This window comes from Nanchangia anserum (assembly GCF_015240065.1).
Taxonomy (GTDB): domain Bacteria; phylum Actinomycetota; class Actinomycetes; order Actinomycetales; family Actinomycetaceae; genus Nanchangia; species Nanchangia anserum.
On record NZ_CP060506.1, the window covers coordinates 312,242 to 335,292 of the forward strand.

General features: G+C 60.1%; 14 protein-coding genes and 3 rRNA genes. 8 read left to right on the forward strand and 9 right to left on the reverse strand.

The genetic code is table 11. From position 1 onward, the window contains the following. The first annotated feature begins 16 nt into the window (after positions 1–16). Complete coding sequence (gene ligA, locus H8R18_RS01425) at positions 17–2,389, forward strand: NAD-dependent DNA ligase LigA (RefSeq protein WP_191071915.1); 2,373 nt, start codon at positions 17–19, stop codon at positions 2,387–2,389. A gap of 7 nt (positions 2,390–2,396) precedes the next feature. On the opposite strand, the gene H8R18_RS01430 is transcribed toward ligA, so the two are convergent. Beyond that, positions 2,397–3,599, reverse strand: a complete 1,203-nt coding sequence (locus H8R18_RS01430; protein WP_227712834.1) for a phospholipase D-like domain-containing protein — start codon at positions 3,597–3,599, stop codon at positions 2,397–2,399. 157 nt (positions 3,600–3,756) lie between these two features. On the opposite strand from H8R18_RS01430, the gene gatC reads away from it, so the two are divergent. From gatC to H8R18_RS01465, 7 genes are all read left to right on the forward strand, one after another. Beyond that, positions 3,757–4,053: an Asp-tRNA(Asn)/Glu-tRNA(Gln) amidotransferase subunit GatC gene (gatC, locus tag H8R18_RS01435; protein WP_191071917.1), complete on the forward strand. Its 297-nt coding sequence runs from the start codon at positions 3,757–3,759 to the stop codon at positions 4,051–4,053. 1 nt (position 4,054) lies between these two features. Next, the gene (gene gatA, locus H8R18_RS01440; RefSeq protein ID WP_191071918.1) at positions 4,055–5,554 is read left to right on the forward strand and encodes an Asp-tRNA(Asn)/Glu-tRNA(Gln) amidotransferase subunit GatA; all 1,500 of its coding nucleotides are present in this window, start codon (positions 4,055–4,057) and stop codon (positions 5,552–5,554) included. Further along, on the forward strand, positions 5,554–7,050 hold the full coding sequence (gene gatB, locus H8R18_RS01445) for an Asp-tRNA(Asn)/Glu-tRNA(Gln) amidotransferase subunit GatB (RefSeq protein ID WP_191071919.1): 1,497 nt from the start codon (positions 5,554–5,556) through the stop codon (positions 7,048–7,050). Before gatA ends, gatB begins: the two co-directional genes overlap by 1 nt. Before the next feature lie 620 nt (positions 7,051–7,670). Beyond that, positions 7,671–9,212: ribosomal RNA gene (locus H8R18_RS01450) — 16S ribosomal RNA — on the forward strand. 363 nt (positions 9,213–9,575) lie between these two features. Continuing rightward, positions 9,576–12,674 (forward strand): 23S ribosomal RNA (locus tag H8R18_RS01455). A gap of 287 nt (positions 12,675–12,961) precedes the next feature. Further along, positions 12,962–13,078 (forward strand): 5S ribosomal RNA (gene rrf, locus H8R18_RS01460). The 16S, 23S and 5S rRNA genes sit together here, the layout of an rRNA operon. A gap of 557 nt (positions 13,079–13,635) precedes the next feature. After that, positions 13,636–15,636 (forward strand): prealbumin-like fold domain-containing protein, encoded by a 2,001-nt coding sequence (locus H8R18_RS01465; protein WP_191072241.1) that lies wholly within the window; start codon positions 13,636–13,638, stop codon positions 15,634–15,636. Positions 15,637–15,725: 89 nt separating this feature from the next. Here the strand turns inward: H8R18_RS01465 and H8R18_RS01470 are convergent, their stop codons facing one another. The 8 genes from H8R18_RS01470 to nrfH are packed head-to-tail and all read right to left on the reverse strand — an operon-like array spanning position 15,726 to position 23,012. Further along, positions 15,726–16,367, reverse strand: coding sequence for an alpha/beta fold hydrolase (locus H8R18_RS01470; protein WP_191072240.1), 642 nt, complete (start codon positions 16,365–16,367; stop codon positions 15,726–15,728). A gap of 55 nt (positions 16,368–16,422) precedes the next feature. Next, positions 16,423–17,046 carry a TlpA family protein disulfide reductase gene (locus tag H8R18_RS01475; RefSeq protein ID WP_191072239.1) on the reverse strand — a complete coding sequence of 208 codons (624 nt, stop codon included), beginning with the start codon at positions 17,044–17,046 and terminating at the stop codon, positions 16,423–16,425. Further along, complete coding sequence (gene ccsB / locus H8R18_RS01480) at positions 17,039–17,923, reverse strand: c-type cytochrome biogenesis protein CcsB (protein ID WP_191072238.1); 885 nt, start codon at positions 17,921–17,923, stop codon at positions 17,039–17,041. Before ccsB ends, H8R18_RS01475 begins: the two co-directional genes overlap by 8 nt. Positions 17,924–17,927: 4 nt before the next feature. Continuing rightward, entirely contained in the window at positions 17,928–19,418 is a 1,491-nt protein-coding gene (locus tag H8R18_RS01485) for a cytochrome c biogenesis ResB family protein (protein WP_191072237.1), read from the reverse strand. 20 nt (positions 19,419–19,438) lie between these two features. Next, a complete protein-coding gene (locus H8R18_RS01490; protein WP_191072236.1) occupies positions 19,439–20,143 on the reverse strand; it encodes a cytochrome c biogenesis CcdA family protein in 705 nt (234 codons plus the stop codon). Beyond that, positions 20,140–21,072 (reverse strand): tetratricopeptide repeat protein, encoded by a 933-nt coding sequence (locus tag H8R18_RS01495; protein WP_191072235.1) that lies wholly within the window; start codon positions 21,070–21,072, stop codon positions 20,140–20,142. The genes H8R18_RS01490 and H8R18_RS01495 overlap by 4 nt, the downstream gene beginning before the upstream one ends. Then, positions 21,065–22,519, reverse strand: a complete 1,455-nt coding sequence (locus H8R18_RS01500; protein WP_191072234.1) for an ammonia-forming cytochrome c nitrite reductase subunit c552 — start codon at positions 22,517–22,519, stop codon at positions 21,065–21,067. Before H8R18_RS01500 ends, H8R18_RS01495 begins: the two co-directional genes overlap by 8 nt. A 13-nt stretch (positions 22,520–22,532) precedes the next feature. Continuing rightward, the gene (gene nrfH / locus H8R18_RS01505; RefSeq protein ID WP_191072233.1) at positions 22,533–23,012 is read right to left on the reverse strand and encodes a cytochrome c nitrite reductase small subunit; all 480 of its coding nucleotides are present in this window, start codon (positions 23,010–23,012) and stop codon (positions 22,533–22,535) included. Between the last annotated feature and the right edge of the window lie 39 nt (positions 23,013–23,051).

Sequence of the window (23,051 nt, forward strand, 5' to 3'; positions counted from 1 at the left end):
GGTCATGATAGAAGACATGGCCGAAACGACGGATCACGAGCTGAGCCTAGAACGGGCGCGGCATGAGCATGCTGACCTGGTTGCCCGCATTGAAGAGGACCGCCACCATTACTACGACCGTGACCAGCCCGTTCGATCGGATGCCGATTACGACGCGAGCTTTCGGCAGCTCAAACAGCTTGAGGAGCGCTATCCCGAGCTCGTGAGTCCTGATTCGCCAACACAGACAGTCGGGGGCACACGCCAGGTTGCTTTCTCCCCGGTGACTCATCTCAGTCCCATGGCCTCGCTGGAGGATGTCTTTTCTCTGGAAGAGGTGCGCGCGTGGTGGACGCGGATTCACACGGAGCTTGGGCTGGAGCGCATACGCGTTACCGTCGAGGTGAAAATTGACGGGCTGGCCGTGAACCTCCTCTATCGTCGTGGTCACCTCGAGCGAGCAGCGACGCGTGGTGACGGGCGAATTGGCGAAGACGTTACGGCCAACGTCCGGACTATTTCGGCGATTCCTCAGCAGTTGGCGGGCACGGGGCATCCTGACCTCATGGAGGTACGTGGCGAGATTTATTTCCCGCTCGCCGAGTTTGCGGAGTTTAACGCCGCGCGGGTTGCCGCACACGAAAAGCCTTTCGTCAATCCCCGTAATGCAGCCGCCGGCTCGTTGCGGCAAAAGAATCCGGCAGTGACGGCCACGCGACCGTTGTCGATGATCGCCCATGGCGTTGGGGAGGTGCGGTGGGGAGACACGACTCCCGCCGATGCCCCGCGTGATCTCGATGATTTCTATGCCAAGCTCAGCCAATGGGGGCTGCCGACATCGCCGTATACGCGCGTGGCGGACTCCCTCGAGACCGTCGAATCCATCATCGAGACGATTGGACGTGAGCGCTCACATATCTCCCACGAGATCGATGGCGTCGTCATCAAGGTAAATGAGCGTGGTCTTCAAAATGCGTTGGGATCGCGCGCACGCACTCCCCGGTGGGCGGTGGCGTACAAGTTTCCGCCTCAAGAAGTCTTTACCCGGCTGCTCGACATCCGAGTTCAAGTCGGACGCACCGGCCGAGTCACACCGTACGGAGTGATGGAAAAAGTCCTCGTTGCCGGGTCACATGTTGAACGGGCAACCCTGCATAACCCGCAGGAGGTTGAGCGCAAAGGTGTCCTCAAAGGCGACATCGTTGTGTTGCGTAAGGCCGGCGACGTCATCCCTGAGATCGTCGCCCCGGTTGTTGAACGGCGCACGGGCACCGAAGAACCTTTTGTGATGCCCAGTGAGTGTCCGTCATGTGGTGCGCCGTTGGCTCCGTCGCGCGAGGGCGAGGCTGATTGGCGATGCCCCAATCGCGCGCACTGTCCGGCACAACTCACCGAGCGCATTGCGCATATTGGCTCACGTGGCGCTTTCGATGTGGAAGGTCTCGGTGCAGAGGCTGCTCTCGCGCTGACACAGCCAGAGGCCGACCGTGATGCCGTCGCAGCCAGCCTTGTTAGCGGAGAACCGGTGTTGTTGGCCGACGGCACCACGGTCGTGACGATGGGCGAATGCGAGCGCGCCGGAGTCGACGAGGCCGATCTCATCGACGTTGCCGATCGGTTGCTTCCCCCGGCCATGTCCCCCGTGTTGCACGGAGAAGCCGGCATTTTTGATCTTGACGTCGAAGCTGTTCGCGACGTTTATGTGTGGCGCTATAGCGCCGCACCGAAGGCGGTGCAAGACGCCGGGGCGGGGGAGTACGTATGGCGACAGGTGCGCTATTTCTGGAGCGTTGGGCGACGCAAGAAATCCGATCCGACCCAGTGGCTTAAGGGGCAGGAAGAACGCCCGAACAAGCTCATCGAGCAACTTGTTGCCCAGTTGGACAAGGCGAAGTCGCAGCCGCTGTGGCGAGTACTTGTCGGGTTGTCGATACGTCACGTTGGGCCGACTGCTGCCCAAGCTCTGGCCCGCGCGTTTGGTTCAATGCGCGCGATTCGTGAAGCGGACACGGACCAATTGGCAGCCGTTGATGGCGTAGGCGAGGTGATCGCGGAATCGGTGCGCGATTGGTTTGTCGACCCCGACCACGTCGCGATTGTCGAGGGATGGGCAGCGTCGGGAGTACGCATGGAAGACGATCGCCGTGCGGAGGCCCCTCAGGTCCTTGAGGGATTGACGATTGTCGTCTCGGGCAGCGTCGATGGTTATACCCGCGAGTCTGCGAAGGAAGCGCTAGCCGTGCGAGGTGCGAAAGCCGCCTCGTCCGTGTCGAAGAAAACCGACGTCCTCGTGGCGGGAAGTGGTGCCGGTTCCAAACTGGCAAAGGCTGAACAGCTGGGTATTCCGGTCGTCGACGCGGGCGATTTTGAGCGGTTGCTCGCCGGCGAGGTGCCGAGCCGCACCTCCTAGCTCGGGATCAGATAAGAAATCCGAGGGGCTTGAGCAGACGCTCCAGCCCCCGACGCACGAGGGAGCGTTGCTCCCAGACCTCGGGATCCACACGCGTCGCGTTCGTCAAGTCCGCGAAGAAGATTTCTTCCATATGCGCAGCCATGTCTCGGTCGTGAATCTGGAGATTGACCTCGTAGTTTCCCGTCATCGACAGTCGGTCGATGTTGGCAGTTCCCACGGTGACCCAGCGCCTATCAACTACGGCGGTTTTCGCGTGAATCATGACGTCGTGGTACAGCCAGACCTCGACTCCGGCACGCACGAGATCTGTCATGTAGGCGCGTGAGACCCAGTCCGCGATGACATGGTTCGATTTCTCGGGAACGAGGACCTTGATCGTCACGTTGCGAGCGGCCGCGTCGAGCAAAGCTTGCTGAATGACGCGGTCGGGAATGAAGTACGCCGAGGTGATGAAGGCTGTGTGGCGCGCGCGTTCGAGAGCGTCGATGTAGAGACCACGGACGGGGAATAGCATTCTCCGGGGATCGTTGAGGCTCGCCGACACCCGGGCGTCCCACGCGCGCGCGCCCGTGTCGGCGATCGCTGGCAGGTGACGGCGACGATGCGTGTTCCAAAAGTCGACGAACGCATTTTCCAGTTCCCACACGGATGGCCCCTGGAGTCGCACATGCGTGTCACGCCACTGGGTCGTCGTGTATTTCTCGCTGATGTTGTAGCCGCCGACAAAACCGACCTCACCATCGACGACAAGGATCTTTCGGTGATCGCGTCCGGTGTGGAAGAGGGAGTAGCGCAGGACGTGCAGGTTGTCGTGAGGCGGGAAGTGAAAGAAGCGAGGATCGACAACGAGGTTTGCGAACGCGTCGTAGATGAGGAACACTTCGACGCCCCGATGAGCTGCTGCGATGCAGGCATCTTTGAAACGCTGCCCAATGCCGTCACTCTTCCAGATGAACGTTTCGAAATAGACCTGGTGGCGCGCGTTGTCGATGGCGGTGAGCATGTCGGCGTACAGGGACTCGCCGTCCATGTAGGACTCGATGGTCGTTCCGGCAACCTGTGCAGGCTCGGGATCAACTGTTGGATAGCCGTCCAGCGAGGGAACGGAGCGCATCTTTCGTAGTTCATCTATGACGACGAGACCGGCGATTGCGCTAGCTTGCGCGGCCGAGAGGATTCCGCACGCGATCTTCGTCGCTCGCCACATTGTCGAGCCTGTCTGCCTCGCCCTCCGCCACAGCGTCATAATGCTCAGGTTAGCGAATCCCCGCCGAGCGCGGAACGGCACAAACCGTGGCGCCGGCGTGGGGTAAGCGAGTGGTCGGCTCTCCTCACGCCGCGACTGCGCCGGCTAAGCTGGCACCATGTTGACAATTTCTACCGATGAGGTAGCCCGAGTCGCAAAGCTGGCTCGGATTGCCCTAACCGAAGAGGAAGTCACGCGGTTTGCCAGCGAACTGGACGTGATCGCTAGTGCTGTCGCGAAGGTGTCAGAGGTGGCGACTCCGGATGTCGAGGCAACCTCGCATCCCATCCCCCTGAGGAACGTGTGGCGTGAGGACATCGCGGGCGATGTCCTCGACCGCGATGAATTGCTCGCTGGCGCACCCGCTGCCGAAAACGGTCAATTCCGCGTCCCGCAGATCCTAGGGGAGGAGTGACATGAGCGTTGACCTTACTCTGAGCGCACTTGATCTTGCCGCTCAGCTGCGTGCCGGCACGATCACCAGCGTCGAGCTGACCGAAGCCTGTTTTGCTCGCATTGATGCGTTCGATGGTGACGTTCGTGCATTCGTTTCCCTCGACCGCGAGGGAGCCCTAGCAACCGCTCGCGAGGTGGATGAGGCCCGCACCCGCGGTGCCGATCTGCATCCTCTCGCCGGTGTACCCATTGCCGTGAAAGACAATATGGTTACTCGCGGTCAGGACACGACGTGCTGTTCTCGCATCCTCGCCGGATGGAAGCCGCCCTACGACGCGACGGTGATCCGCAAACTTAAGGATGCCAAGCTTCCCATCGTCGGCAAGACAAACATGGATGAGTTCGCGATGGGATCTTCCACCGAACACTCCTGCTACGGTCCGACACATAATCCGTGGGATCTCGATCGCATCCCCGGTGGGTCGGGCGGTGGGTCCGCCGCAGCTGTGTCGGCCTTCTTCGTTCCCCTTGCCCTGGGTTCTGACACCGGCGGCTCGATCCGTCAGCCCGGAGCTGTGACCGGCACGGTGGGGGTCAAGCCGACCTATGGGGCGGTGTCACGGTACGGGCTGATAGCGATGGCTTCATCGTTGGACCAGATCGGCCCCGTTACACGCACCGTTGCTGATGCTGCGGCATTGCAAGAACTCATCGGCGGACATGATTCGTTTGACTCGACCTCGCTTGATGAACCGGTACCCGCCCTCGGACAAGCCGTCGAAGACGCAGATCTTGCTGGCCTGACGCTCGGTGTCGTCAAGCAGGCTAGCGGCGAAGGCTTTGATCCCGAGGTTACTCGCCTGTTTGCCCAGACCGTCGAGCGGCTGCGCGAGGCCGGCGCGACTGTTGAAGAAGTTGATTGTCCGTCGTTTGAATACGCGCTCGCGGCCTACTACCTCATCATGCCGGCCGAAGTGTCGAGCAATTTGGCCCGCTTCGATGGCATTCGCTATGGGGCACGGTTTGAACCCGATGAGGGTCCTGTCACTGCGGAGACCGTCATGGCCGCGACGCGGGAAAAGGGTTTCGGGGATGAGGTCAAGCGTCGACTGATTCTCGGTACTCATGTGCTGTCGGCCGGTTACTACGACGCGTACTACGGCTCGGCGCAGAAAGTACGTACCCTCGTTCAACGCGATCTCGACAACGCGTTCGCGCGTGTTGATGCGCTGGTCTTGCCGACGTCGCCGACAACGGCGTTCAAGCTGGGCGAGCGCACCGACGACCCCATGGCCATGTACATGTGTGACATTGCGACGATCCCGGCGAACCTGGCCGGTATCCCCGCGATGTCGCTCCCAGTTGGGTGCTCGGGTGAGGACGGACTGCCGGTTGGTTTCCAGGTGATGGCACCGGCACGCCAAGATGCCACCATGTATCGGGTTGCTGCCGTGGTCGAAGGCGTGAGCGATGACGTAGCCGGAACCTGCCCGGCGGCTGCTTGGAAGGAGGCCGAATAATGGCGAAACTGCTGTCGTACGAGGACGCCTGTAGCCAGTTCGATCCCGTGCTCGGGCTTGAAGTTCACGTCGAGCTGGGGACCAAGACAAAGATGTTCGATGCGGCTCCCAATATGTCGGGGGGCGAACCGAACACGCGGTTGCAGCCGGTTTCCGTCGGACTGCCGGGATCGTTGCCCGTTGTCAACAAGCAGGCGGTGGAATACGCGATTCAGATCGGCTTGGCGCTCAACTGCCAGATCGCCGAAACGTGTCGATTTGCGCGGAAGAACTACTTCTACCCCGATTTGGCGAAGGCTTACCAGATTTCGCAGTTTGACGAACCCATTGCCGCCGATGGCTACCTCGATGTGGAGCTGTCCGACGGCGAGATCTTCCGAGTCCTCATCGAGCGTGCCCATATGGAGGAGGACGCTGGCAAGAACACTCACGTCGGCGGAGCTGAAGGTCGAATTCAAGGAGCTGACTACTCCCTCGTCGACTACAACCGTGCGGGTGTTCCGCTCGTCGAGATCGTCACGCGGCCGATTGAGGGCGCCGGCGAGCGCGCCCCCGAAGTGGCTGCGGCCTATGTCAGGGCGTTGCGTGACATCTTCCAAACGCTCGGTGTTTCCGAAGCGCGCATGGAACGCGGAAATGTTCGCGCGGACGTCAACGTGTCGCTACGGACGAATGCGACGGATCCGTATGGCACGCGCACCGAGACCAAGAACGTCAATTCGTTCCGCGCGATCGAGCGTACTGTTCGCTACGAGATGCGTCGGCAGGCGGCCATCCTCAACGCCGGTGGCACAGTGACGCAGGAAACGCGGCATTGGCATGAAGACACCTCCACGACGTCAGCCGGCCGGGAAAAATCGGACGCCGATGACTACCGCTATTTCCCCGAACCCGATCTCGTGCCGGTGGCACCGTCGCGTGAGTGGGTGGCGCAGTTGCGTCGCAATCTGCCCGAGCTCCCGATCAGCCGGCGTCGCCGGCTGCGCGAAGAATACGGTTTCAGCGCCGAAGAAATGCGCGACGTCGTTAACGCCGATGCGCTCGACGTCATCGAAGCTACCGTCGAGGCGGGCGCTGCACCTCAGGCGGCCCGGAAATGGTGGATGGGTGAGCTATCGCGTTACGCGAAGGATCACGAGATGGAACTCGCGAACGTGCCGACGACGCCGCAACAGGTCGCCGCGCTGCAGGCTCTCGTCGATCAGGGCAAGCTCAACGACAAGCTAGCTCGCCAGGTCCTCGAAGGCGTTCTCGCTGGCGAAGGAGAACCCGAAACAGTCATGGCTGATCGGGGCCTCGAAATCGTGCGCGATGATTCCGTGCTCGAAGCTGCTGTCGACGACGCTATGGCTGCTAACCCTGATGTCGTCGAGAAGCTCAAGGGCGGGAAGATGAAGGCGATTGGTGCTCTCATCGGTCCGATCATGAAGGCAACCCGGGGCCAGGCCGACGCCGGTGCTGTGCGCGAGATGATCATGGCGAAGCTCAACCAGTAATCAGCATCCGCGACCACTCGGGTTCGGCTGGTCACGTCGTCGTCAATCTACGTGTGGGGCAGGGCACCAGGTCCTGCCCCGCACGGCTATTTCGGCCGGGTTGCCACCCGCTTCAGACCGCTTTTTGTTGTGTTTGTGGGTGTGTTGTGTGGTGTGTGCGTGGTCACGTGGTTTTGGTTTGACGGGTGGGGGTGGGTGGGTAGTGTTTATGCCTGTTGCGCCGTTGAGGGCTTGGCCGGGACTGGTTCTTGTGGATCGGTTGGTGTGGTTGGGTTTCTTGGGTGTGTGGCCTTGTCTGTGGCTGGTCTCCGTGTTTGGGGGTTGGTTGTGGGTGTGGGTGTGTTGTTTGTGTTCTCAACAGTGTGTCGAGTGTTTATGCTTGTTTGGGTACTCGGCCTGACTGTTGCGCTGGTTGTTTGGTTTGGTTGATGCGTGCTCTTTTGTGGGGTGTGTGTTGGCTGGCTGGGTGGTTGGTGTGGTGGTTGTGGTTGGGTAGTCGTTTTATGGTTGGGATCGACTGGTTCTGGCTGGCGTGTGGCTCTGGGGTGTGCTTGCTCTTGTGTGGGTGGGTGTGTTTTGGGGTTGTGTGTTGGTTGGGGTTGGTTTTTTCTGTTTTGTTTTGTTTGGAGAGTTTGATCCTGGCTCAGGACGAACGCTGGCGGCGTGCTTAACACATGCAAGTCGAACGGGATCCGCGTGGCGCTTGTCGTCGTGTGGTGAGAGTGGCGAACGGGTGAGTAACACGTGAGTAACCTGCCCTCTTCTTCGGGATAACTGCAAGAAATTGTGGCTAATACTGGATATTCTGGCCTTGTCGCATGGTGGGGTTGGGAAAGGTTTTTTCTGGTGGGGGATGGGCTCGCGGTCTATCAGCTTGTTGGTGGGTGATGGCTTACCAAGGCTTTGACGGGTAGCCGGCCTGAGAGGGTGGTCGGTCACACTGGGACTGAGATACGGCCCAGACTCCTACGGGAGGCAGCAGTGGGGAATTTTGCACAATGGACGCAAGTCTGATGCAGCGACGCCGCGTGGGGGATGACGGCCTTCGGGTTGTAAACCTCTTTCGCTCATGGTCTAGGCGCATCTTCGGGTGTGTTGAGTTGAGTGGGTAAAGAAGCGCCGGCTAACTACGTGCCAGCAGCCGCGGTAATACGTAGGGCGCGAGCGTTGTCCGGAATTATTGGGCGTAAAGAGCTCGTAGGCGGTTTGTCGCGTCTGTCGTGAAAACTAGGGGCTTAACCTCTAGCTTGCGGTGGGTACGGGCAGGCTTGAGTGCAGTAGGGGAGATTGGAATTCCTGGTGTAGCGGTGGAATGCGCAGATATCAGGAGGAATACCGGTGGCGAAGGCGGGTCTCTGGGCTGTTACTGACGCTGAGGAGCGAAAGCATGGGGAGCGAACAGGATTAGATACCCTGGTAGTCCATGCTGTAAACGTTGGGCACTAGGTGTGGGGGCTGTTGTGGTTTCTGCGCCGTAGCTAACGCATTAAGTGCCCCGCCTGGGGAGTACGGCCGCAAGGCTAAAACTCAAAGGAATTGACGGGGGCCCGCACAAGCGGCGGAGCATGCGGATTAATTCGATGCAACGCGAAGAACCTTACCAAGGCTTGACATGCACCGGATCGGTCCAGAGATGGGTTTTCCTTCGGGTCGGTGTGCAGGTGGTGCATGGTTGTCGTCAGCTCGTGTCGTGAGATGTTGGGTTAAGTCCCGCAACGAGCGCAACCCTTGTCCTATGTTGCCAGCACGTTGTGGTGGGGACTCGTGGGAGACTGCCGGGGTTAACTCGGAGGAAGGTGGGGATGACGTCAAATCATCATGCCCCTTATGTCTTGGGCTTCACGCATGCTACAATGGCGTCTACAGTGTGTTGCGATACCGTGAGGTGGAGCGAATCACTTAAAGGGCGTCTTAGTTCGGATCGGGGTCTGCAACTCGACCCCGTGAAGGTGGAGTCGCTAGTAATCGCAGATCAGCAACGCTGCGGTGAATACGTTCTCGGGCCTTGTACACACCGCCCGTCACGTCACGAAAGTTGGTAACACCCGAAGCCTGCGGCCTAACCGCGTTTGTGGGGGGAGTGGTCGAAGGTGGGACTAGCGATTGGGACGAAGTCGTAACAAGGTAGCCGTACCGGAAGGTGCGGCTGGATCACCTCCTTTCTAGGGAGAATTTTTTTGGTTATACACAACATCATCTTAGTGATGGCGCCTGGTCTTGTTAGGGGTTGGGTGTTGTTGTTGGGGTGGTTTGGGTGTGGATGCTCGGCATGCTGTTGGGTGTAGGGACAACACGTCTGTGCACTGCTGATAGTTCCCTGTTGTTCCGTGTGTCGCCTTGATTGGTGGCGTGCGGGTGTGGGGTGACCGTGGTTGGTGGTGTGTGTTGTTGGCTTCGCTTGTGACTGGTCTCGTTGTTGGGGTTGGTTGTGGGTGTGGGTGTGGTGTTTGTGTGTTGGATAGTGTGTGTGAGTGTCTTTGTGATGCTTGTTTAGCGAGTTTGTTCTTGTTTGTTTTTGGTTTGTTGTGTTTGTTGGTATGGGCGTTTGGTGGATGCCTTGGTACCAGGTGCCGATGAAGGACGTTGCGGCCGGCGATAGCCCCGGGGAGTTGGCGAGTGAGTGTTGATCCGGGGTTTCCGAATGGGGGAACCTAGCCCGAGTTGTGTCGGGTTGCCACAGGGTGAATTGATAGTCTTGTGGTGGGTGACGTAGGGAAGTGAAACATCTTAGTACCTACAGGAAAAGATATTCCGTGAGTAGTGGCGAGCGAAAGCGGATGATGGCTAAACCGTGTGTGTGTGATACTCGGCAGGGGTTGCATGTGCGGTGTTGTGGGGTCTGCTTGTTGGTTGCTGCCGTGGCCAAGATCCTATCGGACGGTTGAGGTGAAACAGTTGGGATGCTGTACCGGAGTGCGTGAGAGTCGTGTAGCTGGTTGATCGTTTGGTGGGGTTTGAGTGGTGTCCCCGAGTAGCGCGGGGCTCGTGGAATCTCGTGTGAATCTGCCCAGACCACTGGGTAAGCCTGAATACGTCCTGGTGACCGATAGTGGATTAGTACCGTGAGGGAATGGTGAAAAGTACCCCGGGAGGGGAGTGAAAGAGTTCTTGAAACCAAGCGTCTGCAAGCCGTCAGAGCCTGCCTGTGTGGTGGGTGGTGGCGTGCCTTTTGAAGAATGAGCCTGCGAGTTATGATGCGTGGCGAGGTTAACCCGTGTGGGGTAGTCGTAGCGAAAGCGAGTCTGGTAAGGGCGTGTAGTTGCGTGTTGTAGACCCGAAGCGGGGTGATCTACCCATGGCCAGGTTGAAGCGGTGGTAGTACATCGTGGAGGACCGAACCCACCTAGGTTGAAAACTGGGGGGATGAGTTGTGGGTAGGGGTGAAAGGCCAATCAAACTCCGTGATAGCTGGTTCTCCCCGAAATGTATTTAGGTACAGCGTCTCGTGTGCTTGCGTGAGGTAGAGCTACTGGTTGGCTGATGGGCCGTGTTGGTTACTGACGTCAGCTAAACTCCGAATGCGCGTTAAGTTGAGCGGGGCAGTGAGACTGCGGGGGATAAGCTTCGTAGTCGAGAGGGAAACAGCCCTGATCGCCGGTTAAGGTCCCTAAGAGTATGCTGAGTGGGAAAGGATGTGGAGTTGCTGTGACAGCCAGGAGGTTGGCTTAGAAGCAGCCATCCTTGAAAGAGTGCGTAATAGCTCACTGGTCAAGTGGTTCCGCGCCGATAATGTAGCGGGGCTTAAGCATACCGCCGAAACCGCGGCTATACACCTGTGTGGTGTGTGGGGTAGGGGAGCGTCCTGCGTGAGTTGAAGTCGCCGTGTGAGCGTGTGGTGGATTGCGTGGGAGTGAGAATGCAGGCATGAGTAGCGAGTGACAGGTGAGAATCCTGTCCGCCGATAAACCAAGGGTTCCAGGGGCAGGTTTATCCGCCCTGGGTTAGTCGGGTCCTAAGGCGAGGCCGTCAGGCGTAGTCGATGGTTGACCAGTTGATATTCTGGTACCGGCTCATAATCGTCCATGGCGCTCATCAGTGTTGTCTCACCGACGCTACTGCCTGTCTGTGCCCTTTCGGGGGTGTGGGTTGTGTGGTGGTCTTGGTGGGGCATGGGTGGGTTGTCAAGCGTGTTAACAGGGGTGACGCACAGTGGTAGCCTGGCGCGGCGGTGGTTGTCCGTGTTCAAGCCCGCAGCCTGTCTTCTAGGTAAATCCGGGAGGCGTGAAGGGTGAGGGTGATGGTGGCCCACTTTTTTGTGGGGATAACAGGGTGTGCCTGTGGTGCCTAGAAAAGCCTCGGCGTGAGAGTATGAGCCGCCCGTACCCTAAACCGACTCTGGTGGTTGGGTAGAGTATACCAAGGCGAGCGAGAGAATCGTGGTTAAGGAACTCGGCAAATTGCCTCCGTAACTTCGGGAGAAGGAGGCCCCATGGCTTGAAGCCTGTTTACTAGGCTAGGGCTTGTGGGGGGCACATGTTGGGGGGAAGCGACTGTTTATCAAAAACACAGGTGCGTGCGAAGCCGTAAGGCGATGTATACGCACTGACGCCTGCCCGGTGCTGGAAGGTTAAGCGGAAGACTCAACCTCTTTGGGGGTGAAGGTTTGAAGTTAAGCCCCAGTAAACGGCGGTGGTAACTATAACCATCCTAAGGTAGCGAAATTCCTTGTCGGGTAAGTTCCGACCTGCACGAATGGCGTAACGACTTCCCTGCTGTCTTAACCGCGAACTCGGCGAAATTGCATTACGAGTAAAGATGCTCGTTACGCGCAGCAGGACGGAAAGACCCCGGGACCTTTACTATAGCTTGGTATTGGTGTCTGGTTATGTTTGTGTAGGATAGGTGGGAGACTGTGAGGCCTTCACGCTAGTGGGGGTGGAGTCGGCAAGTGAAATACCACTCTGATGTAATTGGTCATCTCAACCTCGGCCCGTGATCCGGGTCAGGGACAGTGCCTGGTGGGTAGTTTAACTGGGGCGGTTGCCTCCTAAAAGGTAACGGAGGCGCTCAAAGGTTCCCTCAGCCTGGTTGGTAATCAGGTGTTGAGTGTAAGTGTAGAAGGGAGCTTGACTGTGAGACTGACGGGTCGAGCAGGTGCGAAAGCAGGAACTAGTGATCCGGCCATGGCTTGTGGAAGCGTGGTCGCTCAACGGATAAAAGGTACCCCGGGGATAACAGGCTGATCTTGCCCAAGAGTCCATATCGACGGCATGGTTTGGCACCTCGATGTCGGCTCGTCGCATCCTGGGGCTGGAGTTGGTCCCAAGGGTTGGGCTGTTCGCCCATTAAAGCGGTACGCGAGCTGGGTTCAGAACGTCGTGAGACAGTTCGGTCCCTATCCGCTGCGCGCGTTAAGAGACTTGAGGAGGGCTGTCCCTAGTACGAGAGGACCGGGACGGACGAACCTCTGGTGTGCCAGTTGTACCGCCAGGTGCATGGCTGGTTGGCTACGTTCGGGATGGATAACCGCTGAAAGCATCTAAGCGGGAAGCCGGCTCCAAGATGAGGTCTCTATACACTTTTGTGTGGGAGGGTCCCTAGAGATGATGGGGTTGATAGGCCAGATGTGGAAGCTGCGTGAGTGGTGGAGCTGACTGGTACTAATTGCCTGATGACAAACACGACGAGCCATAAATAGACAATGAACACTCTTGTAGCTCACACACGCGTGCCTGTCGCCTGGCCTGTTGTTGGTGGTGGGTGGTGCGTGTGTGGGTTGGGTGTCACAACAGACGTCACACACCCCTAGGCCGTGCCTCCTCTTGTTTTTGTGGGGGGGGTGTGGGGTGTGGCTTGCACACACTATCTGTGGTGTTGCGGCCCTTGTGGTCCGCTGCCCTAGTTTTCGTGACTGTCTCGCGCGTGTGTGTGGGTGGTTGCGTGTGGGTGGTGGGTTGTGGTGGTTGTGTTGTGTGGTGGTCATAGCGGTAGTGTTACGCCCGGTCCCTTTCCGAACCCGGTAGCTAAGCCTGCCAGCGCTGATGGTACTGCACCTTTGCGGGTGTGGGAGACTAAGACGCTGCCACACGACATGACCCACCACAACCCACCACCCATATTTTTATGCCCGCGTGTGCGTGGTGGTGACACAGGGGTGGGATAGACACACACCACGACAGCACACATGAACACACACAGGTACTAACACGTGAAGACATGCGCATCAGATGACCGTGGCAACACCCAACAAAACAAGGGGCTGGTCTGGCGCAAGGCACCCCTCGGGGGGGGGGGGACGGAACGGTTCGAGGCTCGTTGCGGGTGACGTCCCCGGGCGGCGAATTCGCATACCGTGACAGCTTGCGTGTGTCCGAGTTACGAGGGCGAGGTCGCCGGACTTAGCGACGATCTGGGCGGTTTCCACACGCGTGTGATGAAGGTTACGAGCGTGCCTCCGGGTGAGAAGAGCGCTGTTTACGCAGGTGAAGACCGTTGGTCCGGCGTTGTCTGGACGCGGGCACGCTGCTAGTGACTGCCGGCAGTTCCGCTAACACTGTCACGTTTGTTACCGTCCTGACTAGATGGTAAGCACATGAGATTTTGCCGCGTTTGCGTGGTGGAATCGTCCCACTCATGGAGGGCCTAATGGGCACCGGTACCCAGACACGACTCATGCCTGGTCACATCATTGTGGCGATCTGTGCGGCGTGCCTCGTCATGCTCGCTGTGGTTGTCCTTCCGCAGAGCGCGCAGGCAGATAGCTACGTCGAGAAGACGCCGGCGGCGAATGCGGCACAGGAGCAGCTCGAAGACGCGTCGATCGCCCGCTCGAATCCGTTCCCGGACCTGCTGAGCGACAACAAGATTACGACTGACCTACAGGGCCAGAACAACCGGTTGTACACGTACGCGTACTCCATTACCCGCAACGGGCACACGTACAACCTCGGCGGTGCTCCGCAGTTTCTCTTTCAGCCGGGCGACGAGGTTCGCTTCGGCATGGTGATGAATACCACCGATTATCACGACATCGCTACGCTGCTTGGCTTCGTTGGCTATCGCTATAGCGAGGAGAAAGGCGTGGATGGTGTCATTCGTCCCAAAGAGTGGGGCGACAAGGTGACGCCGGTCTACCTGAAGCCGAAGGTTTACCTCAACGGCGTCGAGTGGCAGCGCTATACGGACGGAGGCATGTGGCGTAGCGATCCGGCCGACAGCTCCGGGCTGTCGCTGAAGAAAGAGTGGATCTGGCCGACCGTCGAAAACTACCAGTACATCGAATACCGGTTCACGATCCCTGAGGGCGTCAGCTTCATCAAGAAAGTGATGGTGACCCATTCGCGCAACCACTCCGGCGGTCTGAACGCAATCGGTCTCTATCTGATCTGGCAGGGAGACCGGCAAGCGCAGGCTGAATTCACGCCGGTTGACGATTTCGCCTATCGGCGAGCGGCAGGAATTCCTGTCGTCGCAGGAGCGCACAGTGATGGCGGATTCGCGTTGCCAGAGCGCTCCGCCGGTAAGCCGCGCTACGACGCGACTCCGTTTAGCCCGCTGAATCTGGCACAGATCGGAGGGAGTCGCTATGAGGTATCTGCTCCGGCGAACATCAACAGCGGATTGGCCTACCCCTATTTCCGTGACGCGGCGAAGCCTCTTGCGTTTAGCGACACGAATTATTTCCAATACATGAAGGCCGACGAACAGGATCCCCGGTGGGCACTCTCGGAAGATCAGGCGAAGGTCAGGCCGACATATGACGACGTGGTCGGGCAAGAGATCCCGGGGTACGTGTACATCGCGAACGACATCGACACGGCGAAGCCGGAATCTCGTCTCGGCACGATCGTGCCCGGTTCTCCGTCGGAGTACGACAACTCACGCTTGACTTTGGCATTTAGTCGTACGGGTCCGATTGCCTCTCAGGAGCGCCTCCCGCAGGACCGTCCTGCTTACGCTGAGGATCTCGCTGGAATCTACGACACGAAGAAGCACTATTACCTGACGTATCGTCCCGTTCCGGCCCCTGTGCACGTGACCAAGACCGATGAGAACGGTCGGGCGCTCGGCGGTGCGAAGTTCTCTCTGGCAGCGGAAATTGACGGCACCTATGTGACGGTTATCGACGATCTGGTCTCTGACGCGGATACGGGCGACGTCATGACGTCCTCGTTGAGTAGCAGCGAGGATATTCGAGCGTTTGTGCGCACGAATAATCCCTGTGATGATGAGCATCGTGTCTACTGCGTGGGAGATGGTGACTACTTGCTGGCTCCCGGTAAGTATCGGCTGATCGAGACCGATGCCCCTGAGGGATATACGACCCATGCGCCCATCGACTTCACAGTGAGTGCGCAAACGGAAAATATCGTGCCGGTTGATATCACGGTTGTGAACGAGCCGGTCACTACTCCGCCGCCGGAGACGGACGAGCCGCCGACACCGACGACTCCGCCCACGCCCGGCGAACCGCCGAGCCCACAGGAACCGCCGACGCCGAATACGCCGCCTCAAACATCCACGCCGCCGTTGGCGCTCACCGGGGCGAACGCAGCAGGTCCGGTGGCCGCGACAGTTCTGCTGATCGCGGGGCTGATGACCGTTGGGATGCGAGCGCGTCAGCGACGTACCCAATCGCGGCGGTGAGACGAGCTGATTAGGGGGCGGGGCCAACACGAGGAGTGTCGGCCCCGCCCCGTTGTCCGGCTAAAGATCCTGTGCTGGTTGAATCCGCCTCACAGGGGAGGCGCGGCAATGGCCTCCGCGATTGATTGAGGGTCGGCACGAGGAAGATTATGACGTCTCTCGGTTGAGCAGACGAGATGGGCGCGAAAGTTCGTCGCCAACGTCGAGAGCTCGTGGACGTAAGAGCGACGTGCCGCGATGATTGTCACCCGGCCAGGAAGTGGACGAGGCCGCAGGCGAGCATCGGCCCACGCGCGATAAAAGGCCGGTAATTCGCGCGCGCCCGCTGGGTTCAGCAGACGGTAATATGCGCGTTCGAGCCACTGGAGTAGGCGAGAACGGCCTTCGCTGTTGCCGCTAAACGACGGGTCGACGAGCACCAGATGCGTGTAGTCCCGCTCTGATGTGCTGGCCCACGCCTGCACAATCATGGCGCCCCACGAGTGGGCGACGACCGTCAACGGGAGATGCGGATATCGCCGTCGTGCCGCACCTATGAGGCGATTGAGTTCCTCGGCCGACTGATCGATGTCGATATGGCGTTGCGACAGCGCGGCACGGTCGTAGGCGACGCTCACCCAGCCATCCATATGTGCGAGGAGGTGTGCCCACTGGTCGGCGCCACAGCCGAGTCCTGACACGCACACGAGCAGCCCCCGCGGGGCGTCTGCGGTGCGCGTGAGAATACGCATGAACCCACCCTACCCGCGTCGGGCGAGTGGGTTCGCGGCCGGCGAGCTGTGGCAGCTAGCCGGACGTGCGTGTACCGGCGACGAGAGCGCGCGCGTCGGAGGGCGATAGCTGGCCCGTCCGGATCGTTTGCACGATCCCGTCGGCGTCGATGAAGATGTGGGTTGGCAGCGCCCACACGCGCCAATCCGTGCTGATGCGCTCATCGGGATCCGGTACAGCTGTGGGCGTCGAGAGTCCCATGCGTGAGGCGAAGTCGGTGATCGTCTCACCCTGTTCGCCGCGGTAGACGGTAACAACATCGATATCACCGGCATGGGCGACGGCCTCGATATCCGGCGCCTCGGCACGGCAGGCCGAACACCATGTGGCATTAAAAATGACCCACACGGGGCGGCCGCGATGCCCGGTGAGCGAAAACGGCGCGCCGGTGACGTCGGTACCGGTAAGAGCGGGAGCAGCCTTGCCGACCTCGGGCGCGGCACCGTGAGCATCGGCCTCGCTCGAGACACGGGAATAAGCCCCGGAGGCCTGGCCATCATCTCGACTCGGCGCAGAACCGGAGCCTCGCGTGGCCACCCAGGCACCCGCCGCCACGAGGGCGACGATGACGAGGAGGACGGCCATGTTGCCCCACGACGAGGCACGAATCTTCTCGGATAATGAGGTCGATTTAGCCATAGGAGTGCAGCCCCCCGAAGAAGTGGTTGCCGAAGTAGGCAAACAGCACAGCGGCGAATCCGATGATGAGGAGCCACGCGGCGCGACGCCCGCGCCAATCGGCAACGACGCGCGCGTGGAGATAGCCGCCATAGATCAGCCAGGTAACGAAGGCCGCGGTCTCTTTGGGATCCCACCCCCAGTAGCGTCCCCACGCCGTGTCGGCCCACAGAGCGCCCAAGACGATCATGATCGTCAGCAGGGGGAACGTCGTGACGGCAGCGCGATAGCCGATCTCGTCAAGCAATTCGCGACGCGGACGAATCTCGGCGGGCAGCTTGGGTTGGACCAACCACAGGAGAGCGGCACCAAAAGATACACATGCGGCGCCATAGGCGACGACGGCAAAACCGACGTGCAAACTCAAGAGGAGATTATTTTGCAGGGCGGGAACCAGCGGCTCCACGCCTGAATCGAGCGTGTGTGCATACAGTAACAGCGCCGCCACGACGGGAAGGACGACGAGCGAAATCGCGCGCAGACCATAACGCAGCGCGAACACCAAGAACACGAGGAGGATGCCCCAACAAAAGGACACGGCGAACTCGTGTTGGTTGGCGAAGGGACCGTGTCCCGTGAGGGCAATGCGGATACCCAGGTAAATCGTCAGCGCGACCCACGCGAGCACGTGGAAAGCCGTGCCAAACCAGCCCGCACGTGTCGGCGCGGGAGTGGTGACGGCACGCGAGGGGCCGCCGCCGACAGAAATCGTGGGCTTTTCGCCATCGGGCAGTGTCGGAACGCTCTTGTAGCGGAAAACGACGATGAGATTGGCGACCAGCGCGGCCACCACGAAGACGGTCGCGGCCGCTAACAGGTATTCGGCGAGCTCAAGCATCGGCCTACCTTTCAGCAATCGATGAGGAGGCGGGAGTTTCCCGCGCGGACGTGAGACGGGTGTCAATGTCGGCGACGAGCGCCGCGAATTGACGTTCAAACGCTGTATCGGCGGTATCCGCACTGGCGATCTCGATGACGGTGCGTGCCTTCGTGATGCGTCCCGTGCCGTCGCGATCGGCTGCCTCAGCGCCGGGGACAACGCGAACCCAGACCCGGCGGTGGCGCAGTCCAAAGGTCGCAGCCATACCGACAACGAGAAGGATGGAGCCGAGCCACATCCAGATTGCCCCCGGGTCGCGGCGCACAGTGATACCGGTGAACGCGCTTTCACGATCAAACGACACGGTTAGACCGGCGATGGTCGTGCTGGTTCCGCGATCGAGAACCTCCTCGCCCAAGACGTTGTCGTCCCCGTTGGGACCGAGGACGCGAACGAGCGCCTGACCTGACGCGACATCGGGAACATGCTGGCCCGAGGCAGGAGTCGCAATGATGACCGTATGCGGCTCTCCTTCGCGGGCCGCGCCGGGAACATCGAGCGTCCCGAACTGAAACAATCCGTCGTTTGACTGCGATGTCAACGTTACGCCGCCGGAATATAGCTCCTTGCCATCGCGCGTGAGCCGGACGAGCGCCGCGAAACCGTATGACGCCTGGTGGAACTTGTAGCCGTCATAGCGCAGCGGAGTGTTGACACGAACGTCCTGCTCGGCCAGAGTGTGCCCGTGGTTGTCGCGCAACAGAATGTGCGAGACATAATCCGTCGGACGTCCCTGCGTGTCATACGAATCCGTGAATGATGTGGCGGTCACGGAATATCCCGTCCCATAGCCGACAGGCTGCGATGTTCCGATGGGAATGGACAACGTCTTATCGATTCCCCACAGGTTAGAAATGACGAGAGCGGCGATGATAATGATGAATGCCGCATGCGCGGCGACGGTCCCAAACGGCCCAAAACGGAATCGGTCGGCATAGAGTGCACGCGGCCCGTCACCCTCGACATCCACGACGCGGTAATGCTTCCGGCGCAGAGCCGCACGCGTTGCCTCGACACTGGCCTCAATGGATTCGCGCGTGGGAACCTGCCCCTGGTATTGAGCGCGGGTAAAGAAGCGTGCCGATACTCGAGTGCGCGGACGCATCGTCTTGCGCCATAGCTGGGGGAGTCGATGGAGCGTGCACGCCAAGATCGACAGGGCAAGCAGTGCCGAGAGGACGAGGAAGATGGGCGAGGTGTAGATGGAAAACGCGCCTAGCCACATGAGCGGTTTCGTCCATCCGCCATAGCGGCCCTGCATTTCAGCCAGGAAGGCCGCACGTGAGTCGGGAGAGTCCAAAACCCCGTCGGGTGCCTGGGTGATGAGAGTGCCCAAGAGGGTGGCCACCGCCATAAGAAGGATGAGCACAACGCCCACCTTCTTGTTATAGAAGAAGGCGTAGACAGACCTGGCGAAGCGAGCCAGTGGGCTACGTGAGCGTGGCCGAGCCATAGATACTCCTCTGATGGGTACTAGGTGAGGACGGGCAGGAAGCGTCCGAGAGTCTCCAGACTATTTGTCATGATGAGCAATCCCGTGACAACCAGCAAGAGACCGGTCATAAGGGACACTCCACGGTGATGACGCCCAAGCCAGCGTGAGAGGCGGCCCGATGCGCCAAGCCCCATCGCCATCGCCAGGAATGGAATTCCCAGCCCCACACAGAAGGCCACCATGAGGGCACCACCGCGCACCAGGGAACCGGTTGAGGCAGCGAGCGTGATGATCCCGCCCAACACGGGGCCAATACAGGGGGACCAGCCGGCCCCGAACGTCATTCCCAATAGGGCTGCGCGCAGCCAGCCCGGCTTCGACGAGCGTGTCGACACATCGGCGCGCATCGTGCGATCAAGCACGGGAATTCGGACGAGGCCGGCGACGTGGAATCCCATGACAATACCGATCGCCCCGGCGACGAGCCGCACCGGCGTGCGAAAACTTGCAATGAGCGGACCCGCGGCGGCAACCGCCAGCCACAGCATCGTGAAGACGAGGGAAAATCCCACAACGAAGACGACGGCCCGTCGCAGTGCCATCCACTTCTTAGCGCCGCTATTGCCCTCCTCGTAGGCCAAGATCGTTAACGTGACGGGAACAAGAGGGAGGAAACACGGCGAAACGAACGCGAGGATGCCTGCCCCAAATGCCAGGGGAAGGCTCAACGAGGACTCAATCATTTCGCGTCAGAGCCAGAGGATGATTGCGTTGATGCCAGGGGAGCCGTGGAGCGGTGCATCTTGATCGTCTCGACTAATTCCGAATCTGCCGGAGCCAATTCGATGACCTTGTCCCACATCTCATTTGCCTTGTCGACCTGTGGAGGCTCTTGAGACATGTACCAAAATCCCAGGTTGTAATACACCTGCGGATTATTCGGTTCCTCCGCCAACACGCGATCCCACTCGGTCTTAGCTCCGGTGAAGTCACGCGCGTAAAAGAGGGCGATCCCCAATTTGGTTCGCAGCGCCGTGTCGTCCGGGTTGGCGTCGACTTGTTCGCGCAGAGTTGCAATCTGTTCGGCGAGCTCCGACGGCGATAGTTCCCCGTCGACGGCAGCGGAAGCGGGGGTATCAGGGTGATTCTCGGGAAGCTCAGCTGAGCCCGGACGGCCCAGCGCGTAGACAGCGAGAACAACGACGACCACTGCGACGACTCCGATAACCGTCATGAGAGCTACCGCGGCTCCCGAGCGCTGAGCGGAAGCCGCAGAAGGGGCTCGCGTCTCGCGCTCGCGGCTGGTTTGGGCGCGCCGCTTGACCGAGGGAGTGCTCACCGACGGGGATGTATATACATCGTCATCATCCTCTTCACCCAGCTCCGCGAGGGCCTCGGCTGGCGAGGACGCGTGCGTGAATACGCGAGTGGCCGGTTCGGCGTCCATGCGCGAGTCAGCATCCTCAGCTTCGCGAGCTTTTAGTGACGCGATGAGCTCCTCGGCCGCGGCATGAATGGCATCGGCCCGCTGCTGAGCAAACTCAGCGAGCGGACGCGGGGCGTGAGCGAGGTAGTCACATAGCTCGTCGCGCCGGACCCGCACCGCCTCGATCGTGGCGTCTTCTGCCGTGAGGCCGAGGACCGTGGTCGCCTCGTTCGACGACTCAGCCACGGGTCTGAGCGACCTTCTTGTCGTCGGCCAGCGTGTTCTCGGACGGCTGCATCTGTTCGTCGCTGACGCCCTTGAGCGCGAGCTGGCCCTTGCGGCACGCATCCGTCACATCGTTGAGGATGCGCTGGGTGTAATCGGGGGCGTGGAAGCCGTGAGAATTCTCGGAGTAGACGTAGTCGAGGTAGAACGAGGCCTTGCGCTGGTACTCCCAGGCGCGCTTAACGTCGGCGGTGTCGCCGTGGGCATCACGCTCGGCCTTGATGTCGGCGATGAGCTGCACGAGTGCATCGAAGGCCTGGTCACGACTGTGGACGAAGCGACCCTGGATCTTCTCGACTCGCTTGATCATCTCGTCGTCAGACGCATGGTGGCACGTCATGCATGAGGCATTGACGGTCTTGAGAGGCGTCGTCAGGTTGTGGTCGGAAACCTTCTGAGCACCCTGTGACTGGTAAGGCATGTGGCAGTCCGCGCAGGTCACGCCATTTTCGGCGTGAATGCCGTTAGACCAGATGTCGAATTCCGGGTGCTGGGCCTTCAGCATGGGCGCTCCGGTCTCGCCGTGCGTCCAATCCGTGAATCCCTCTTTCTGGTAGTACGAGTAAATGTCGTCGATATCGATGCCCTCGTCCCACGGGAACGTCAGGGTCTTGCCCTCGCCCTTGAAGTAGTACTCGACGTGGCACTGAGCGCACACGAACGTGCGCATCTCGTTGTGGGTTGCGTCGGTATTGGGATCGAAGTTTGTGACCCCCTGCGAGGCCTTCAACGCCTTGATGCCGCGGATGAAGGCGGGACGCGTCACGCGCAGCTTCATGGTCTTGGGGTCGTGGCAATCGATACAGGAAACCGGGTGCTCGGCGTATTTCGTCGCCTCGGCGTACGTCATCGAGTTGACCTTGTCGAACCCGGCCTGCTGGTCGCCGTTACCGAGCTTGGAGTAGATAGTGGGCATGGACGCGTGACAGTTCAGGCATGTGCCCGGCTGCTTGAAGTCCTGAACGCGCTTGGTCAGGCGCTGGTCCTCGAGCATGTAGTAGTGGCCACGAGGGTGGCGGTAGTCCTTCGAGAACGCGTAGCCGGCCCACATATGAGTGATCCGGGGGTCCTCGTCATTGCGCTGGGGCATGATCTGCGTGCGTGGATCATCGGCGGTGGGGGTGCGCGTCTCCGGCGACATCGTGTCGAAGAGGCCCGGGCCAGGAACCATTTCCTTGGTCTTCATGTACGACTCGTATTGAGCCGGGTAATTCTTTCCCCACACGGCGGGGTCGACCGTCGTCTCGTCGAGCGCCACGACCTGTTGTTTCGGTGCCCGCGCTTCGTTCTTGCGCTCAAGGATCGAGAAGGCCAGCGCCGTGATGGTCGCCGTGACCACAGCGACGACAACGACCGCGGCGATGGCGAGGAGCGTCCAACGTCGCTTCGAGGTTTGTTTCGTGTTCATCGGGTCCCTCACTTCACTTGTGGCCGACGTCCCTGTGGCAATGCACGCAGGACAGCTGTTCGCCCTCGGGTACCGTCTGGTGGATCGATGAGGTGAAATCCGAGTGACAGTACAGGCAGGCGTCGTTAGCGATCTTGAGATTCGTGTCGCGGATCTGGATGTTTTCGGGATACGTATTCGTCGCGAACTTGAAGCCATGGCGGACGCCGTCGTCGGCCTTGACCCAGTACTTGTGGACGATCGAATCGTGGGGGGTGTGGCAGTCGTTGCAGGTGGCGACGTTGTGGTGGGACCCCTTGGTCCACCCGTCGTACTGTTTGTTCATGACGTGGCAGTTCGTGCATGTCACCGGGTCGGAACCCAGGTAGGAGTAGGCCTTGCCGTAGATGAGCGTAAACACGCCGACACCAATGAGTGAGCCGACGACCCAGATGGCCACGGCGGCGGCAACGCGCTGCAGTGTCAACCAGCTGCGCAGCGAGCGGGCGCCCATGGCTCTCCTTTGGGTCGGGCCAGAAGCCTCTGGCGGGTG

Excerpts from the sequence above, each read along its gene's own strand:
- ligA (WP_191071915.1), top strand. The coding sequence starts at position 17 with ATGGCCGAAACGACGGATCACGAGCTGAGCCTAGAACGGGCGCGGCAT.
- H8R18_RS01430 (WP_227712834.1), bottom strand. The coding sequence starts at position 3,599 with ATGTGGCGAGCGACGAAGATCGCGTGCGGAATCCTCTCGGCCGCGCAA.
- gatC (WP_191071917.1), top strand. The coding sequence starts at position 3,757 with ATGTTGACAATTTCTACCGATGAGGTAGCCCGAGTCGCAAAGCTGGCT.
- gatA (WP_191071918.1), top strand. The coding sequence starts at position 4,055 with ATGAGCGTTGACCTTACTCTGAGCGCACTTGATCTTGCCGCTCAGCTG.
- gatB (WP_191071919.1), top strand. The coding sequence starts at position 5,554 with ATGGCGAAACTGCTGTCGTACGAGGACGCCTGTAGCCAGTTCGATCCC.
- H8R18_RS01465 (WP_191072241.1), top strand. The coding sequence starts at position 13,636 with ATGGGCACCGGTACCCAGACACGACTCATGCCTGGTCACATCATTGTG.
- H8R18_RS01470 (WP_191072240.1), bottom strand. The coding sequence starts at position 16,367 with ATGCGTATTCTCACGCGCACCGCAGACGCCCCGCGGGGGCTGCTCGTG.
- H8R18_RS01475 (WP_191072239.1), bottom strand. The coding sequence starts at position 17,046 with ATGGCTAAATCGACCTCATTATCCGAGAAGATTCGTGCCTCGTCGTGG.
- ccsB (WP_191072238.1), bottom strand. The coding sequence starts at position 17,923 with ATGCTTGAGCTCGCCGAATACCTGTTAGCGGCCGCGACCGTCTTCGTG.
- H8R18_RS01485 (WP_191072237.1), bottom strand. The coding sequence starts at position 19,418 with ATGGCTCGGCCACGCTCACGTAGCCCACTGGCTCGCTTCGCCAGGTCT.
- H8R18_RS01490 (WP_191072236.1), bottom strand. The coding sequence starts at position 20,143 with ATGATTGAGTCCTCGTTGAGCCTTCCCCTGGCATTTGGGGCAGGCATC.
- H8R18_RS01500 (WP_191072234.1), bottom strand. The coding sequence starts at position 22,519 with ATGAACACGAAACAAACCTCGAAGCGACGTTGGACGCTCCTCGCCATC.
- nrfH (WP_191072233.1), bottom strand. The coding sequence starts at position 23,012 with ATGGGCGCCCGCTCGCTGCGCAGCTGGTTGACACTGCAGCGCGTTGCC.